This window comes from Argonema galeatum A003/A1 (assembly GCF_023333595.1).
In the GTDB taxonomy this organism is placed as follows: Bacteria; Cyanobacteriota; Cyanobacteriia; order Cyanobacteriales; family Aerosakkonemataceae; genus Argonema; species Argonema galeatum.
Genome location: NZ_JAIQZM010000019.1, coordinates 46,994 through 64,436 on the forward strand (window position 1 = coordinate 46,994; position 17,443 = coordinate 64,436).

Sequence of the window (17,443 nt, forward strand, 5' to 3'; positions counted from 1 at the left end):
TAAACTGGAGTTCACCCTGCGGGGGAACTCCAGTTTAAGTATTGTTGACGAATAAGAAATAACCGCAGCAGCCAGTGTAGATGTGTAGTAGGTAGACCGAAATAGCAAAACCTATGAAAGCACTTCATTTTAAGAAATGGTTATTAGAACCTAACCAAACACTCATTCATCTGAAAGCAAGGCTGCTCTTGGTTCTATTAATTGCAGCAGGGTTTACGGGAAATTTCTTTCGTTTTCCAATTTTCTTTGGAGTTGATTTTCTCTTTGGCAGTATAGCTACGTTGATTATTGTACGCATATATGGAGTTTGGTGGGGAACAGCAGCAGCTTTCATTGCCAGCAGCTACACCTACTTTGCTTGGGAGCATCCATTCGGCATTATCATCTTCACTTGTGAAACTCTGTTTGTCGGAATGTTCCTGCGTCGGCACAACCAGAACATACTGCTGTTGGATGGAATGTTCTGGCTGTTAGTGGGTATGCCTATGGTTGTAATTATTTACTCCACATTTCTACCTGTAGATCTGACCCAACTTTTGCTGTTAATGTTTAAACAGTCTATCAACGGCATTTTTAATGCTCTTGTTGCCAATCTGTTTATCCTCGGTTGCTCGCAGCAAAACTGGACTGGTTTACAAGGAGTCAGAACTACCCTATCTTTGCGAAACATACTTCTGAATTTGTTAGTTGCTTTTGTGTTTTTTCCATCTCTTACATTAATGATGATGGATTCACAGCAAGCCGTTCGTGAGATAGAAACGAGAATTCAAACAAACCTTCAGGTACTCTCTGTAGATATGGCAGCCCAAGTCCAGCAGTGGTATCAACAATCTCTTGGCTCGGCTAAGGAGCTAGCGAAGTTTGTGGCAGACTTGGAAAATACTTCGGCATCTAAGCTTCAACAAAATGTAGAATTGCTGCAACGTTCTCTGTCTCAATTTCAAAATATGGAAGTAGAGGATATCCGCAATTGGAGAGATGGCAGATCAATTTAGAGTTTGCTGTTGTTAAGAGTAGTCATTCTGAGTTAGGAGCTATATGCAAGATACAACTGTTAGACCTGAGCGTAGCGCGAAGCGCATCACTAGGAAAAATCTGGTTTCCAGCCTGCTGATCGGCCTTGGGCTCGGCATCCTTGCAGGCGCACCCCTGGGCTGGTTTACGCATCGAATTTATGCCCAGCAACGTGCTGCCCAGGTTCTGCTTTGTCGGCAACAAAGTTTCGGAGTGTCTGAAGCCGAACTGCAATCCCGCTGCGGCAGCGTCTATTAAAGCTTTGACTGGAAGGGTCAAAGCTTTGACCCTAACACTACCCCAAGATTGGGAGTCTCAAGAGTGATGAAGATGCCGTAGCGTAGGTCGCACTAACATGGCAGTGACCCCAAAGTTGGGCTTGAGGGCAACTACGGCTGTGAGTGTTACCCCATAGCCTCTGGGCACTTGCAATAGCGAGGCTTTGTAATTGAGCGATCGTCACTACCTGGTTAGAGGATATAAAAATTAGAAGTAGGGCTGCTCCAATCCATGACCTTTTGATCTGTCCTCATTTCTGTAAGGGCGATACTTCCTGTAAACGAAGACAGAATCTTCTTTCTGGTTTTGTGTAATAAATATATTGTTGAAACTCGACAGAGCCAGTTGGGCTTGTGTGGACAAAGGCCAATTTACCTCTTGAGGCGCTTAACTGGAAGGTGGTTTTTATAGTAGCATCATATCAAGCTAAAAAAATGGATGACAGGTAGCGACCTTACAGCTACTTCAAATGCCAACACGGTATATAAGTTATCAGACTTTGGGCGATATACCAATCACGGGGGAGCATATTTACTCATGTTCAAACACAAAAATAAATTCGCTATAGTTACCTTTAGCCATTTAATATTGTTGTCCGTCGCGTCACCTTTACTGGCAAATGACATCCCAAGCCTTTTTCATATATCGAAGAATGATAATGGCAATCAAGTGCATTATGGGATACGACTAAACGAAAACTGTTTGCCAATGGGAACTAAGCCAGTATATGTATATTGGCATAAGGAAAATGGAACAACTGGGGAACTTATGCAACTAGAAGAACCAGGTTACGGAATCTTCAGCCAGTCTGTCTCTGGGCAAAGGGTAGAGATCATTCTAAATGCTTTTCAAACTAGAGGTATTCAAAAATTAATCACAGTCAGATCTGTAAAGTTGAATAATGGAAGTTGCCAAGCTTCAGCGTTTACTACAATTAATGGCAAGCCAATGCAACTATCCAGGTTGCAGATTCTTCTAAGTAATATTATGAGAAACCCGTTTACTGGCGGTACGATAGGGGGGAGGTTAGTTAATCTTACACTCATCAGTTCGACTAAAGATGAAGAAGTAATTTCATGTAGTTCGGATTGTCGCTTTGGTCTTTAAGTACCGATTTTATTTTTTTAGTTATAGCTAGGGGCGAGCGTTGAGGGAAGAGGGAAAATGGTTACGGAGTAAGGGATGGAAGGACTAGAGGTAAGAGTTGGAGTTGTCCTAACCGACTTTCATCGGTGGCTATATATAGCGTTTTCAAATGAGTCGTGAACACATATTTAATAGTGAATGTTGGGTTACGACGCGGTCAAAGACTTATCTGTGAGCATTATTAAGTTAATTACCGCGTCTAACCCAACCTACCATTGTTTACATCTCAAATGGAAACACTATATATAGTATTGACATCACTTGAGAATGGCTACGCTCAACCAGAATTTTCTGAGAAGGTGCGTTACGCTGACGCTAACGCATCCTACAAAAGAATAAGGGTTTTAAATTTTATCCGAATTGGAAAAAATCTCTTGACAGGGATAAGTGGCACTGTCCACTTTACAGGGAACGCTAACCCGCACAGGTTTTGAGCTTGTGCGGGTTAGCGTTCTCCGGGCGTAAAGATAAGCAATACTTATTACTTACACAAGGAATCTTTATGGTAATTTATCGCTTCTGCCTTGACACTTTGTTACAAATTGTTTACATTAGTTTACATAAGGTTACAAAAAGGAAACAGACATGAGCTACATCACAGAAGAAAGAGGCATCCTGAACAACTTTGCTAAGGAACCAAAGATTTATTTTGCAGAATACCCAACCCAACAGCAGCAGCGCAGCTACTTGTTTCAGGGTGTAGCAGCTCTAGCATTGCTGAGTGCTGTAATTTTGACTGCGTTTGCTGTCGGGTAGGTGATTTGTATAATTAATCGCTTTTTCGTAAAGAAATCCAGGAGATATTAGATGAAAACTGACTTTGACATTGCGCGGAGCTATGTTTCTGCCGCTACTATCTTTAATAGCGAGTTCAATAACTTTGCAAGCATCTCTGCTAACCAAGCTTGGGCGCTGTTTTTTACCGCCGGTCGCGATGATGCAGCGCTGGGCGATAACCCGGAAGTAGGGGCATTCTTCAACAACGTTTTGATAGCTGTTGTCGTATCAGTTATCGCGGGCTCCTTTTTCTTCCGCTCATTTTAGAGTGACAGTCATGGGGGTATTCATAAAACCCCAGCCTAGAGGCTGGGGTTTATCTTTTTTTTGGCTAGGAACCCATAATTTTGAACCAGATAGATATATAATTCTCAATATTGTTAACATCAAAATTCTTTAATCTAAAATCCAAAATTGATATGCTGCAAGTTTCTGGTGTAAATGTCTACTATGGCGAAAGTCACATTCTGCGGGATGTTGATTTGAGTGTGCCTGCTGGGGAGATGGTTTGCCTGATCGGACGTAATGGGGTGGGCAAAACTACTCTGCTGAAAACGATTATGGGTTTGCTCAAACCGCGCCGGGGTAATATTATTTTTGGGGGTGAGTCGATCGCAGACAAATCCCCCGATAAGCGAGCAAAGCTGGGAATTGGCTATGTCCCCCAAGGACGCGAGATTATTCCGCGTTTGACGGTGAAGGAAAATCTGCTGCTGGGTTTGGAGGCTAGGCGGGAACGCGCCAACAGCCAGGAAATTCCAGAGGAAATCTATGCCCTATTTCCAGTTTTGAAATCGATGCTTTCTCGGATGGGTGGGGATTTGAGCGGGGGACAGCAGCAGCAATTGGCGATCGCACGCGCTTTGATGGGACGCCCCCGGTTACTCGTACTCGACGAACCCACTGAAGGCATTCAACCTTCGATCATTTTGGAAATTGAAGCAGCAGTGCGGGGAATCGTTCAATCCACGGGCATTTCTGTGCTGTTAGTTGAGCAACACTTACACTTTGTGCGGCAAGCCGATCGCTACTATGCTATGCAAAAGGGCGGCATTGTCGCTTCTGGCGCGACTAGCGAACTCAGTCACGATGTGATTCAAAGGTTTCTGGCTGTGTAGCCCTCGATCGGCAAAATTTATCTACATAGTAATATGTATAATAAAATACAAAATTACAACAATTTAATAAATAGTTTAAAAACCGAGTGTCCGAAGGTTAGGCTAGCTGATATGGCAATGCGATCGCAACTATCCGTTTTAGGACTTACGCATTCGATCGCCGCATTTACTACATCTGTAGGGGCAATTCATGAATTGCCACTACATCTAGGGTAAAAGCGCCAACAATCATGGTAAGTCCTGGGTTTGTCATGTGAGTTAAAAGCCAGGTTAACTTGGCCGATCTTTGCTAAGGCGAGGAGTTTTGTTCTGTGCAGCTTAAAGAGGCTAACACTTTCCTTTCTAGGGAAGAAAGTAGGGCGGTTAACTATAAAGTAGAGCGAGAGCGCGAAATTAATACCCTAAAACATCCCCCTAAAGGGATCTTGCGACTGATAAGTCGCTGGCGAATCAACCAGAAAATTAGCTATGGTTATGCCTTGGCAATTGGGATTGCTATTCTCGGAACAGTTGCGGGGTTAGTAACTGGAGAATACTACGAGAAACAGGCAAAGGAGCATCTAACTTATGCCAACGAACAACACAATCTCCTCAATCAATTAAGAAATACCTCTCTAGAGGCGCGATTGCATCAACAACGGCTGGTTCCCGTACTGGGAAATTCTGTTTGGTTGCGATATGAAGTCTTGGAATTCGATCGGAATATTGCCAATTCTAAGACTCTGTTAACTAGAATTAAATACTTTGCTGACAGCAATCCTAACGGTTTAGCAGCAAACAGAAACGAGTTAATAGCCTTGTTGAACGATTACGAAAACACAACCCAATCTTATTCTCAGCTAGTCAAATACATTTTAAAGGAAATCAATGTTTCGGATTTAAAGCCAGAAGAGATTGAGGGGGCGCAGCAGGTGCTGTTGAGGACTATCAGCGGCGAGGTGTCGATCAAGTTCGATCGCCTTGCCGATCGGTTAAGCAGGCTCATCGATACTGCACGATCTCAAGAAAACCAAGGAGCGGGAATTCTGAAGCGGGCTTCGGCGCTGCGATTCTGGATTACAATGGCGAGTATGTGTCTGTCAGGGGCTCTAGCGGCTGTTTTGGCATTTTATACCAGTCGTGCGATCGCTCGTCCTCTCCAAGCTGTTACTAAAGTAGCCCAGCAAGTCGCTCAGGAATCTAATTTTAACCTCCAAGCACCAGTTACCAGTGAAGATGAAATTGGAATTCTAGCAACTTCTCTCAATCAATTGATTAAACAGATTGCCACTTACACTGACGAACTAAATCAAGCACAAGCGCAACTGATTCAGACCGAAAAAATGTCCTCTCTTGGTCAAATGGTAGCAGGTGTCGCCCATGAAATTAACAACCCAATTAACTTTATTTACGGCAACATCGAACACGCCAACGACTACACAGAAGAATTGTTGAAATTAGTACAGCTATATCGGCAGCAGTACCCCAATTCTACCTCCACAATTCAAAACCAGATTGATACAATAGACCTCGACTTTATGACAGAAGATTTGCCCAAACTTTTATCTTCAATGAAAATGGGGGCCGATCGCATCCGTGAGATTGTTTTGTCTTTGCGAAACTTTTCCCGGCTGGATGAAGCAGAAATGAAATCTGTTAATATCCACGCCGGAATTGACAGCACTCTGGTAATTCTTAATCATCGGCTTAAGAATGATATTGAAGTAATTAAGCATTACGGTAATTTGCCTTTGGTTGAGTGTTACCCGGCTCAGCTAAACCAAGTGTTTATGAATATTCTTTCTAACGCCGTTGATGCACTGCTATCTACGGAAAGGCCAACCAACAAGCAGATTGCGATTAGGACAGAAAAGGTTAACGCTAACCTAATTTTAGTAAAGATTTGGGATAATGGTTCCGGTATTTCACGAGAGATAAAAAACAAGCTATTCGATCCATTTTTCACGACTAAGCCAGTAGGCCAAGGCACCGGACTGGGACTTTACATCTGCTATCAGATTGTGGAAAAGCATAAGGGCAGAATTGAAATCAAATCGGAGCCAGGACAAGGAACTGAGTTTGCGATCTCTTTGCCAATCAAAGCAGATTACTCTAAAATGTATTCCTAGCGCTCGCCAAATTTATAGTGGAATGTAAGAAGGTTGAATCAAAAATCTCAGGGATTTTACAAAAGATCCAACCCAAAATTCTAATTTTTACCTTTGGGGCATCTTTGCTGCCGGTTATGTTGGTGTTCAGCGCCGCTTGGCGATTTGTGTATCAACCCCTGACTGATTTGGAAAAAACTCGACTCGACGATCAAGTCCTAGCCTTCCGGGGATACACAGCTGCCACTGGGAAGGGATTGCAAGATTTAGCCAACGGCTATGCAATTTGGACAGATCTATATAACCGCGTTCGGCAGCCCGATCGGCCCTGGATTAAGAGCGAGATTACCGATCAATTAATTTTTTCCACGGATGTTGATAACGTGCAGGTGTTAAGTCGCTTTGGGGAAATACTGGGAGAACGGGGAACGGCTTTGCGATCGACTGCGGTAAAAGAGAGGGTTGCCACTTTAAGCAACCAAAAAAAACCACAACAGGAGTTGGTTACATTTAGCTCTAGCCAGTTATTAATCTTAGTGAGTGCGCCCATCTTCCAAACCGACGGTAAGGGCAACTCACCTGGAACTTTAATAATCGGGCAAACACTGAATGACGCCTGGTTAAGGAAGTTTTTAAATTTCTCCCAACCCACTACCAAGCTCGAAATTATTTCCCTCACCGGGCAGTTAATGCTTTCTAGCACTGACAAAACTAGCAGTGACATTTGGGAGAAAAGTAATTTAACGGCTATCGTGTTACCTGCAATTAAACAAAATCAATCAGTATACCGCATCGAACCGGAATCTGGACATAATACGATCTATGCTCCTATTATTTCTAGACGAAAGCCTGTCGCGATCGCTAAAATTCAGATTGCGTCCAAATATTTTCAGCAAGCATCCTTATTCCTCAATCGCGTGATTTGGATTGGTTTGGGGCTTGCAACCATACTCTCGGTCGCGATCGCTCGCCTACTAGCAAAACAAATTGCCGAGCCGATTAACCAATTAGCAAAGCGTAGCAATACTCTAGCTGCTGGAGATTTAGATGCTCCCATTCCCGGTATTAATTCTGGTGGTGAAGTGGGGCAATTAGCTAATGCTTACCAAGAGATGGCACAAGCTTTAAAAGCGCTCATTGGCAATTTAGAACAGAGGGTAGCCGAACGTACTCAAGAGTTAGAATTAGCTCGGATAATGCTAGAAGAACGAGTCAAAGATCGCACAGAAGAACTTTGGCAAAAAAATCAGCAATTGCAGGAAGCTCACGACCAATTGCAACAGCTAAATTCAGAACTTTCTAGCAAAGCCGAACAACTTTCTCAAGCATTATTAGACCTCAAAAAGGCTCAAGCTCAATTGGTGCAAACTGAAAAAATGTCTAGTTTGGGTCAACTGGTTGCTGGTATTGCTCACGAGATCAACAATCCGATTAACTTTATCTACGCTAACCTCAGTCATGTCAGTCGCTACACGCAAGATTTGCTTGCTCTAATACATCTTTACCAGCAACGCTATTCAGATCCTGAAATTGAACAGCATATTGAAGAAATAGAAATTGATTTCTTGAAAACCGATCTGCTGAAAATTTTATCTTCAATGGGGATAGGGGCCGATCGCATCAGTCAGATTGTCCTATCTTTACGAAACTTTTCGCGACTCGACGAATCAGATATGAAGCTTGTTAACATCCATGAAGGATTGGATAGCACCTTATTAATTTTGCAAAGTCGCTTGAGAGCAAACAAAGAATATCCAGATATTCAGGTGATTAAGCAATACAGCGATCTGCCGATGATAGAGTGCTATCCCAGACAGATAAATCAGGTGTTTATGAATATCATCAGCAATGCAATTGATGAACTGCAAAACCTGAAAGATCGAGAATTTAAACAGATTTTTATTAAGACTGAAGTTGTAGGATCGAATCAAGTTTGTATTAGAATTAAGGATAACGCCCTTGGTATATTATCAGATATAAAATACCAAATATTTGATCCATTTTTCACAACAAAGCCAGTAGGTAAAGGGACTGGCTTGGGACTTTCCATTTCCTATCAAATTATTCAAAAACACGGAGGTAGTATTGATGTAATTTCGGAACCGGGGCAGGGAGCGGAGTTTGCGATCGCGCTGCCTATTAAAGCTACCATGTAGGGTGGTAAATGCTCACACTCTAGAATAATAAAATAATGTTAGAATTTAAAATAACTATGAGTACTAATGCTCCTTGTTTCAAACAATATTGGGAAAGCAAATCCAGAATGTCAGTCAAGGAAAAATTCGGCAATGCTAACGTCTATGCAAATAATGCTAAATCAATACTCAACAAAGCAACGGGCTTTATCGATTATTATGATTTTACCCTAAACCCTTATCGAGGCTGTCAATACGGATGCAGCTACTGTTATGCTGCCGCATTTAGCGCTAACCCTAAAATGCGAGAAGAATGGGGAAACTGGGTAATTATCAAAGAAAATGCAGTTGAAATATTAGAAAAAGAGTTGCAAAAATGGCACAAGAAAAACCTAGATAAATATCCCAGTATTTACATGAGTAGCGTCACCGATCCCTATCAGCCCATCGAATCCAAACAAAAGCTAACTCGAAGCTTATTAGAGGTGATGGTGAAGTATCAACCTACCCTTGTGATTCAAACCCGCAGTCCTATGATTACAAGGGATATTGATATTTTACAACAGTTTCGGCGTTTGCGGATTAATATGAGCATTCCTACAGGTAGCGAGTCAGTTAGAAAAGATTTTGAGCCGCGATCGCCTAGCATTCCAGCCAGACTCAACGCTATTGGAAAATTGGTCCACAATATTCCTTGCGATCAAAACCACGATGTGAGATTTTCTGTTACAGTGACACCGCTACTTCCCACCTTTCCAGATGACGAGGTGGCTTTTATCCAAAAACTAGAAATTGTCGATCGAGTAGTAATTCAGGAATTTCACGCTAGCCAAAATCGTTCCCATGTCGCAGGGACACGCGAAGAAGCTTTGGATATTAAGCAAAAATACGCTTGGTGGTATGATAAAGAGCGAGTAAACTACCTCAAGTTTAAGCAGAACTTAGTGTCTCTGCTGCCTAGCGTTGAAATTAAGGAAGGTAAGCAAGGATTTGGCTACGAATAATCCTATAGAAAATTGGTGGCGTTCTTATCAGTTTCGCGCCGCCCTCAAAAAAGGTAACACGATCCTTGCAGATCAACTGTTACGGCAAATACAAAGTGCTGGTGCAAGACTATCATGGCCCGAAAAGTTATATAAAGAAAAACTACAGTTTGAACAAACCACGCGGGACTATCGCCAACAAATCTCCGCACAATATCGACAACTCAGTCAATTCCGCCAGCAGCTTGAAGAATTAGAGCCAAATCAACAAGTTGGCAAACCTGCTAATCTATTAGCACCTGAACCAGAGTTTATCGAATTTATATCACAAAACTTTAAATTGGTTGAGCATGATGAAAATATGCTCCAATGCACGGGAATTGACCGATGTGTTTTTGATGACTTTGAGGAGAACCTAGCTGACTTTATCAAAGAAGAGTTTAGTTCACTTAGTCGTAAAAGTAATTTCAAATCTTTACTAGATGATGCAATTGAAGATATTACCATGCTAAAAAGTGGGCAAGACCCGCAATACAGGTTTGAGCTAAGTCCCCACGTCTACTTGATGAGATACTTTTTAGATAACGTTTATTGTGCTTATCTAGCTTGGTTTCTCATCTACAAGTCTGGGTTACTACCAACTAATATCAACATTCTTGATATTGCTGCTGGCCCAGGTACAGTTGCTTACGGACTTGCTTTATTGCTACAGAGCAGTAGTAGCTTGTTTGCCATACCTCCAATGCACGTTTCATACTACTCTCTGGAACAACAAAAAGCCTTCCAGTACCGAGGACTTCAGTTTTGGCGAAAATACATAGAGCCTCAAGAAACAGCCACAAACGCTTATTTTCGTTTCGATACTTCCAGCATTTTCGATTATGATAAGGATTCGAGAAGAATACCACCTGATTTCTTTGATTTTGTGGTAATTTCTCACTGTTTCTTTTCCGATCCAGAAAGGCGGAATAAATCTCAAGCTGTTTATAACGAAATATTTACCAATTGCCTGAAAGAGAACGGTCATGTACTGTTGATAGTGCAGGAGAAGAAGTTATTTATGCCATATGGAGTTAGGCAAAGTGAAAGTCGGAGTCAGGAAGAAAGTGTTGTTAAAAGATTTGTTGAAGATCTGGGATTGAATTTAGTTTGGTACAAATACCTCACATCAAGGGATAGAAGAGAACCTGTTTCACCTGCTGATTTCGGAAAGTTTGCACGCGAAAATTTAGCTGGTCAAAGATATATGAGTCCACTTTTACGTCAGTACGTCAAATTAAAGTATGACGCTAACTACACACTGGATGATTATGTAATTTTGGCGAAAAGATAATGAGAGTAAGATCCGCCTATCAATGACCGATCATCCAAGGTCGATCGTGATGATGGTGATGATGCTTGTGCGTTTGAGGCTTTTTACTTTCCGAACGATTTAGTTAATTTTGAAAATAATTGTTAAAATAATGAGATTCACATTTACATAGAAGAATTGCAGCAAAGTGGAAATTTTGGAATAAAATACGAATGATTGAAGTTTCAACCGGATGGCATGGCAACCTCAATTTAGTGTATGCTTCTAGCACTGGGAATACCCAGCTAATTCACGCTAGATCCCAAGCACCTCTGAAAATCCAACGCCCTTTTTATCCAGAGGGTGCAGATGTTTGTCATAGCGTAATTCTGCATACTGCTGGGGGAGTTGTAGGCGGAGACAGGCTATCTCTCGATTTTCACCTCCAACCGAATGCCAAAGCTTTAATTACTACAGCTGCCGCTAGTAAAATTTATCGCAGTAACGGGTTAGAAGCCAGACAAACTATTAAGATGCAAATCGATGCTGGTGCTTGTTTGGAGTGGTTACCGCAGGAAACAATTGTTTTTAACGGGGCGGTTTATAGGCAAGATTTGCGAGTAGAATTAGCACCGGGCGCAACTTGGTTGGGTTGGGAAATTACGCGATTTGGACGTACTGCTAGAGGCGAGAAATTTTTGGAGGGAGATTGGCGCAGTCATACGGAAGTTTGGCAGGAAAAAAGACCGTTGTGGATTGACAGACAATGGTTACCAGCAGGGTCAGAAATTATCGATAGTCCGCACGGATTGGGTGGAGAAGCGATCGCAGCCAGTCTCGCTTGGGTGGGCCGATCGGTCCCACCAGAAATAGTGCAAAAAGCGAGAATGCTTTGGGCCGATCGAAACGCCGATCCTACAAGAGGCGAAGCCGGAGTCACCAGGCTGGCATCAGGCTTACTGTGTCGCTATCGTGGCTCTTCGACTACGGAGGTGAGAAACTGGTTTAAAGATGTTTGGCATCTGTTGCGCCTATCCTTTTTGGGACGTCCCAGTTGTGTGCCACGAGTTTGGCCTTTTTGACACGCTCAGCTAATCTGATACAGTTTAAATGGTATTGTATCTGAAACTAAAAAACAGTTTAACCATGCAACTCACGCCACAGGAAAAAGACAAACTGCTGATTTTTACTGCTGCCCTATTAGCAGAACGACGCAAGCAAAGAGGGTTAACTTTGAATTACCCAGAAGCAGTGGCGTATATTTCGGCAGCGATTTTGGAAGGTGCCAGAGATGGCCGCACAGTAGCAGATTTAATGAGCTATGGCACAACTCTGCTGACGCGGGAAGAAGTGATGGAAGGGGTGCCAGAAATGGTGCATGAAGTGCAAGTAGAGGCAACTTTCCCTGATGGGACAAAACTCGTTACAGTTCACAATCCAATTCGATAAAAAAGGAATGCTTAAATGTTAGCGAACGATTGGAAATGTAGGCGACGATCGCCCCTTATCAAAATTCAGTTTTATTAGAAAATATTAATGTTTACGATTGCAACAGAGTACCAGGCTCTTTTTGGATGAAAGTAGTTGCTGATTAAGGATTAGTTATGAAAATTGCGTTTATCGTTTACAGGGGAATGACTGCGTTAGATTTGATCGGAGTGTACGATCCGCTAACTCGGCTGAAAACAATGGGATTTATGCCAGATTTGGAATGGGAAATTGTAGCTATTTCCCCAGAAGTAAGCGATGGCGCTGGACTTCGTTTTATCCCAACAAAAGTAGGCGAATCGCTGCAAGATTATGACATGGTAATTGTGCCAGGTGGAGTTACTGCTGGAGTCCTGAAATTAATTGAGGAAATGGAGTTAGTAGAATGGCTGAAAACGGCTAATTATTGCCAGTTTAAAGTTTCTGTCTGTACGGGTTCTTTGCTTTTGGGTGCAGCAGGATTCTTAGCCGGAAAAAAAGCCACCACCCATCCCAATGCTTTCAACGAACTTCAGAAATATTGTGCTTCTGTGGTAAACGAAAGAATTGTGGATGAAGGCGGGGTGATTACTGCTAGAGGCGTTACCTCATCTATAGATTTAGGATTATATCTGTGTGAGAAATTTGCAGGTCGAGAGGTAAAAGAGAAAATTCGTCAGCGAATGGACTATCCTTATGGAATATAAACTATTAATAGGAGAGCAAAAATGATTCCAGGAGAAACGATCGTACAAGAAGGGGAAATAGAACTGAATGCGGGGCGTTCTACGGTGGGGTTGCGGGTAGCAAATACAGGCGATCGGCCCATTCAAATTGGCTCTCACTTTCACTTTTACGAAGTGAACGAAGCACTAGATTTTGACAGAGAACAAGCACGAGGAATGCGCTTGGATATCCCCGCAGGTACAGCGGTACGCTTTGAACCGGGAGATGAAAAAGAAGTGCAGTTAGTCCCCTTTGTCGGTAGCCGTCAAGTTTACGGATTCAATGGCAGAATTAATGGCTCATTAGAATAAGTATAATGGTAGTGTAATGCAAGTTTCGATTATTTGGAAGCGCGTCAAGCCGATTTTGGACGAAAAACCAGTAATTTGACTTGAGTCACGGTCTCTGGTTTAGGTTAGTCAATGGGATAGTTCATAATTAATTATGATAGATAGTCTTGATGGGAGGATACGATCGTGGTTTCGATCCTAGAGGCACAGAAGGCAGTTAATATTATTTATCCCGACAGCGATGAGCAACCAATGGCAGATAATACAAAGCAATTTCGCTGGATTATGGTCATCCATCACAACTTAGAATGGCTATTTGCCAAGGATGAGAATGTATTTGTGGCGGGGGATCTGCTGTGGTATCCGGTGGAGGGAAATAATAAACTGCGTCAAGCGCCAGATGTGATGGTAGTGTTTGGAGTTAAGAAAGGCGATCGCGGTTCTTATATGCAATGGAAAGAGGGAGGCGTTACGCCGCAGGTGGTGTTTGAGATTCTTTCTCCTGGCAATACATTGACAGAAATGAATCGTAAGCAGGTTTTTTATAACCGCTATGGGGTGGAAGAATACTATGTGTATGACCCGGATAAAAATGATTTGAGCGGTTGGTTGCGGGGAGACAATGGGTTAGACGTGATTGAGACAATGGCAGATTGGGTAAGTCCCCAGTTGGGAATTCGGTTTGATTTATCCCAGGAGGCGTTGCAGCTTTTTCGTCCAGATGGCGTGCCATTTGCCAGCTACTCAGAAATTTCTCAACGGTTGGAAGTGGCATTACAGGAGGTGGAACAGGAACGACAACGGGCGGAACAGGAACGACAACGGGCAGAACAGGAACGACAACGGGCAGAACGATTGGCTGAACGTTTGAGAACGATGGGGATCGATCCAGAGGCGGTTGATTGAGGTGGCGTTGCGATGGCGCTAGCAGGCGCGGCTAGGGCGTGTTTTCAAACTCGATCGGCTTCGTTTCTGACGATTGAGATCCCCCTAAATCCCCCTTAAAAAGGGGGACTTTGAGTTTCTTTCCCCCCTTTTTTAAGGGGGGTTAGGGGGGCTCTAAGGGTTTGAAAACACGCCCTAGCGCCATCTCTTTTCTTTTTGGAAATTTCTTGTTTGTCCTTATTCATCCGGCAAGAAACTTTCTCCCCATTTCACTTCAACTTTACCGCTGGGGCTAAACACAACCTTAAATTCAGCGACAGGCTTATTGATTACTAGCTTATTAGGTAGTATGAGAGTCTCATCCTTTGCCTTGCCGTCATCGGGTTTAGATAACAATTTGGGTAAGGGAGTAGTTGGAAGTAAATCAATCGCCAGTTTATCGATCGGTTCGTAGGAAACGACCGCTCCTTCCGTATCCACTAACACCCGATATACTAGATCGCGATCGAAATTGGCCGAGGTTTTATCAGTTTCTTTATTGCTAGATATTTGCCAATTTTGCACAATTAATTTTTGCAGATCCTCTTGCAACTTCTGGATCTTTTTCTCATCAGTAATAGCTGCCAGAGAATCGGCAGCGGCAGAGTCCAAACTAGAGGGAATCTCAGAGGGGATAACACCAGCCCCAGCTTTCAGTGCGATCGGTGCTTTTAAACTGTTTTTCTCCAGATCCAGGGCATCGCCGATTAACTCGTTAATTTTTTTCCTGTCACTGACGGTAAGCAATCGATGCTGGAATACTATATATTTATATTCTCTGGAAACCTTGTTCTCAATAACTCCGATCGCTTGTTCGACCGCCTCATGAGCCGCATAGCTGGGTGCTTCATCCACAATTGATTGTAGAGGTTGATTGGGATCGAGCAGCATATTTGCCAACCTGCGAGTCAAAGGAACAATCCCAAACACATTTACCTTTTTCTCTAAACCCAATTCTTTAACTGCTTTAAGACCAATTTCTGTAGTCATCTCAGAGCCTCCCCACAGAACATTGATATTTGGGTGATTTTTGAGCATTTCCTTCACCTTATCGACCTCTTCTGGGGTTTTGGCATCCGTCGTTCCCGTTTGCTCCCAAACAACGCCGGAATCTTTCATCCCTTTCGCAAAGCCCTGCAAATAAGGATAAAGGCGAGTTGAATCTGCCCCATCCACCAGACCTACATTTAGCTCTCTAACCTGTTGCTTGTTATTTGGTTTAGCCCAAATTCCTATATACCTGCCAAGGTCGTAACCCATCTGTAAAGAATCACTTTCATAACAAGCAAATACAACTTTCTGAGCTTCTTTCGGCAGACAATCACCGATGTTAACTACTGCCACACCAGAGACATAAGCTTGGAGAATAGCGGGTACTGATTTTTCTGGGTCTAGCGGTCTCATTATGATCGCATCCACGTCCTGAGTCAGTAGTTGTTTGATTCCTTGCGCTTCTGCCTCAACACTTTCTCCGGTCTTAATCGGCACAATTTCAACTTGTTTATTTTCCTTAGCGAACCTCTCTAAGCCTTGCTGATACAACTTATAAGTCAAGTTATCATTGGGAACAAGAAATCCCACTTTATAAGTTTCTGGCGCTTCCTTGATAATTTTTGCTTCCCAGTCCTTGTCTTTAGCGGCTTTGTCCAAGTTGTAGGCTCGTTTCAGTTGATCCACTGACCAGAACTTGGCTCGCTTAAGGTTAGCACGCTCGAATTCAGTCCCGATCGTAATCGTGCCCTTCCGCATATCCGCATAGCGAAGCAAAGCTCCCTTAAAGTTGGCTTTGTAGAGATCCGCTCCTTGGAGATTAACACGGCTTAAGTTAGAGCTTTGGAAATTGGCTTCTTTGAGGTTGGCTCCTTGAAGATCTGCCCAAAGCAAGCGGGAATTAATTAATGAGGCTTTTGTCAGGTTGGCATCCCGCAGATAAATGCGGCTCATGCGAGTGCTATCTAGATTGGCTTCCTCTAAATTGGCTTTTTCCAGATTAGCAGCCCGCAGAATTGCTCCCTTCAGATTCGCCTTCTTCAAATTTGCCCCTTTCAGATTTGCTCTTTCCAGATTCGCTCCCTCTAGATTGGCTCCCTCTAGATTCGCTCCCTCTAGATTCGCTCCTTTTAAATTCGCTCCAGCCAAGTTGATCTGCGAAAGGTTAAATCCTTCATACCTGTAAAACTGAGGAGGCCATTGGGCAAAAGTTGCCGCTCCCAATTGGAATTTGTAGCATTTATTTAGCTCAATGCCTTCTAGGTTGGCCTTGGGAGCCTGTTCTCCTAATATACCTTCGCAGTTTTTGTTGAGGAGTTCTATAGCGTCTATTCTCGATTCAGAATATACAACGTCTTTCTGATTTCTAATTTCTTGTCGCGCTGTATCGAGCGCTGCTTGCTGTCGCTGGGGCGCTTCCCAAAAATAGGCTCCCATTGCTGCCAAAAGGGTGAATTGACCAATTACTGTCGCTAAACTATACAGAGAGACATTTTCACACCATTTAGCAAAATCTCCCAGGCGTTGGTCTAAAAACTTGAAAGGTCTGAGCCAGGAATACTCTTGTTTCTTTGGTAATCTTTCTAAATAGTAACTTTCAAACAGACGTCGATAGCTTTCGGCTGGCATATCTAGCCGTTTTGCTTCCTGTAACAATCTGTACTCTCGTTTAACTGGATCTGGAATAGCAGCCACTCGGTTAAAGCTGGCGTCTAGATTCTGCAAAACGCTTTCTAGTTCTGATATTTCAGCTTTTTCCTCTTCTGTCCTTTCAATATTTTCCTCTGTTTGTTCTTTTTTTTGCTCTGTCTGTTTCTTACCCGCAGTCATTTTTTTCAAATGTTTGATCAGATCGGCTTGGTTCAGGTTAAAACGGGGGGTTTTCATAATTTTGTAACGAATTGGGTGAAAAGTTTTAGGTAATGGTAATATAGTTAATCAAATGAAATTTTTATTTGCATTTTTATCGTAATTAGGTTTTTTGGTTTTCTTGATGCCAATGTTGGAGATTAATATATACCTCCTAATTTAGATCCGCAACCTCTTGAAATTGCTACTATAAGCATCAAATAACATACTAATTCCGAAACGGCCACATTGTTTGACGTGATTTTATGAAACTCAACAATTGGTAAGGATGATGACTCTTCCGTTTTTATACGCTGTACGAGATTTCGGCATCGGAGAAACTCCTGGGAGAGGAAAAATAAAGTGTT

The 17,443-nt window shown here is 42.7% G+C and carries 17 protein-coding genes; 16 read left to right on the top strand and 1 reads right to left on the bottom strand.

Going from position 1 to position 17,443, the window contains the following annotated elements:
• Nucleotides 1–113: 113 nt before the first annotated feature.
• The 16 genes from LAY41_RS19380 to LAY41_RS19455 all read left to right on the top strand — a co-directional run bounded on the left by LAY41_RS19380 (nt 114) and on the right by LAY41_RS19455 (nt 14,219).
• Nucleotides 114–995, top strand: coding sequence for a hypothetical protein (locus LAY41_RS19380; RefSeq protein ID WP_249101677.1), 882 nt, complete (start codon nt 114–116; stop codon nt 993–995).
• A 43-nt stretch (nt 996–1,038) separates the two neighbouring features.
• A complete protein-coding gene (locus LAY41_RS19385) occupies nt 1,039–1,272 on the top strand; it encodes a hypothetical protein (RefSeq protein ID WP_249068913.1) in 234 nt (77 codons plus the stop codon).
• Nucleotides 1,273–1,731: 459 nt separating this feature from the next.
• The gene (locus LAY41_RS19390) at nt 1,732–2,400 is read left to right on the top strand and encodes a DUF4833 domain-containing protein (protein WP_249101678.1); all 669 of its coding nucleotides are present in this window, start codon (nt 1,732–1,734) and stop codon (nt 2,398–2,400) included.
• Between the two features lie 624 nt (nt 2,401–3,024).
• Nucleotides 3,025–3,195 carry a photosystem II assembly protein Psb34 gene (gene psb34, locus LAY41_RS19395; RefSeq protein ID WP_249101681.1) on the top strand — a complete coding sequence of 57 codons (171 nt, stop codon included), beginning with the start codon at nt 3,025–3,027 and terminating at the stop codon, nt 3,193–3,195.
• 51 nt (nt 3,196–3,246) lie between these two features.
• Nucleotides 3,247–3,483 (top strand): hypothetical protein, encoded by a 237-nt coding sequence (locus tag LAY41_RS19400; protein ID WP_249101684.1) that lies wholly within the window; start codon nt 3,247–3,249, stop codon nt 3,481–3,483.
• A gap of 152 nt (nt 3,484–3,635) precedes the next feature.
• The gene (gene urtE, locus LAY41_RS19405; protein WP_249101688.1) at nt 3,636–4,334 is read left to right on the top strand and encodes an urea ABC transporter ATP-binding subunit UrtE; all 699 of its coding nucleotides are present in this window, start codon (nt 3,636–3,638) and stop codon (nt 4,332–4,334) included.
• Nucleotides 4,335–4,367: 33 nt separating this feature from the next.
• On the top strand, nt 4,368–4,550 hold the full coding sequence (locus LAY41_RS19410; protein WP_249101691.1) for a hypothetical protein: 183 nt from the start codon (nt 4,368–4,370) through the stop codon (nt 4,548–4,550).
• Nucleotides 4,551–4,645: 95 nt separating this feature from the next.
• Complete coding sequence (locus tag LAY41_RS19415; protein WP_249101694.1) at nt 4,646–6,442, top strand: sensor histidine kinase; 1,797 nt, start codon at nt 4,646–4,648, stop codon at nt 6,440–6,442.
• A gap of 116 nt (nt 6,443–6,558) precedes the next feature.
• Nucleotides 6,559–8,577 carry an ATP-binding protein gene (locus LAY41_RS19420; protein ID WP_249101698.1) on the top strand — a complete coding sequence of 673 codons (2,019 nt, stop codon included), beginning with the start codon at nt 6,559–6,561 and terminating at the stop codon, nt 8,575–8,577.
• A 56-nt stretch (nt 8,578–8,633) separates the two neighbouring features.
• Nucleotides 8,634–9,560, top strand: a complete 927-nt coding sequence (locus tag LAY41_RS19425; RefSeq protein ID WP_249101700.1) for an SPL family radical SAM protein — start codon at nt 8,634–8,636, stop codon at nt 9,558–9,560.
• On the top strand, nt 9,547–10,872 hold the full coding sequence (locus tag LAY41_RS19430; RefSeq protein WP_249101703.1) for a photosystem II assembly protein: 1,326 nt from the start codon (nt 9,547–9,549) through the stop codon (nt 10,870–10,872). The genes LAY41_RS19425 and LAY41_RS19430 overlap by 14 nt, the downstream gene beginning before the upstream one ends.
• 191 nt (nt 10,873–11,063) lie before the next feature.
• On the top strand, nt 11,064–11,912 hold the full coding sequence (locus LAY41_RS19435; RefSeq protein WP_249101704.1) for an urease accessory protein UreD: 849 nt from the start codon (nt 11,064–11,066) through the stop codon (nt 11,910–11,912).
• Nucleotides 11,913–11,976: 64 nt separating this feature from the next.
• A complete protein-coding gene (gene ureA, locus LAY41_RS19440) occupies nt 11,977–12,279 on the top strand; it encodes an urease subunit gamma (protein WP_249101706.1) in 303 nt (100 codons plus the stop codon).
• Nucleotides 12,280–12,434: 155 nt separating this feature from the next.
• The gene (locus LAY41_RS19445) at nt 12,435–13,004 is read left to right on the top strand and encodes a DJ-1/PfpI family protein (protein ID WP_249101709.1); all 570 of its coding nucleotides are present in this window, start codon (nt 12,435–12,437) and stop codon (nt 13,002–13,004) included.
• 21 nt (nt 13,005–13,025) lie between these two features.
• Nucleotides 13,026–13,334: an urease subunit beta gene (locus tag LAY41_RS19450; RefSeq protein ID WP_249101711.1), complete on the top strand. Its 309-nt coding sequence runs from the start codon at nt 13,026–13,028 to the stop codon at nt 13,332–13,334.
• A gap of 165 nt (nt 13,335–13,499) precedes the next feature.
• On the top strand, nt 13,500–14,219 hold the full coding sequence (locus LAY41_RS19455; RefSeq protein WP_249101712.1) for a Uma2 family endonuclease: 720 nt from the start codon (nt 13,500–13,502) through the stop codon (nt 14,217–14,219).
• Between the two features lie 216 nt (nt 14,220–14,435).
• Here the strand turns inward: LAY41_RS19455 and LAY41_RS19460 are convergent, their stop codons facing one another.
• The gene (locus LAY41_RS19460; protein ID WP_249101715.1) at nt 14,436–17,114 is read right to left on the bottom strand and encodes a pentapeptide repeat-containing protein; all 2,679 of its coding nucleotides are present in this window, start codon (nt 17,112–17,114) and stop codon (nt 14,436–14,438) included.
• Nucleotides 17,115–17,443 lie beyond the last annotated feature (329 nt).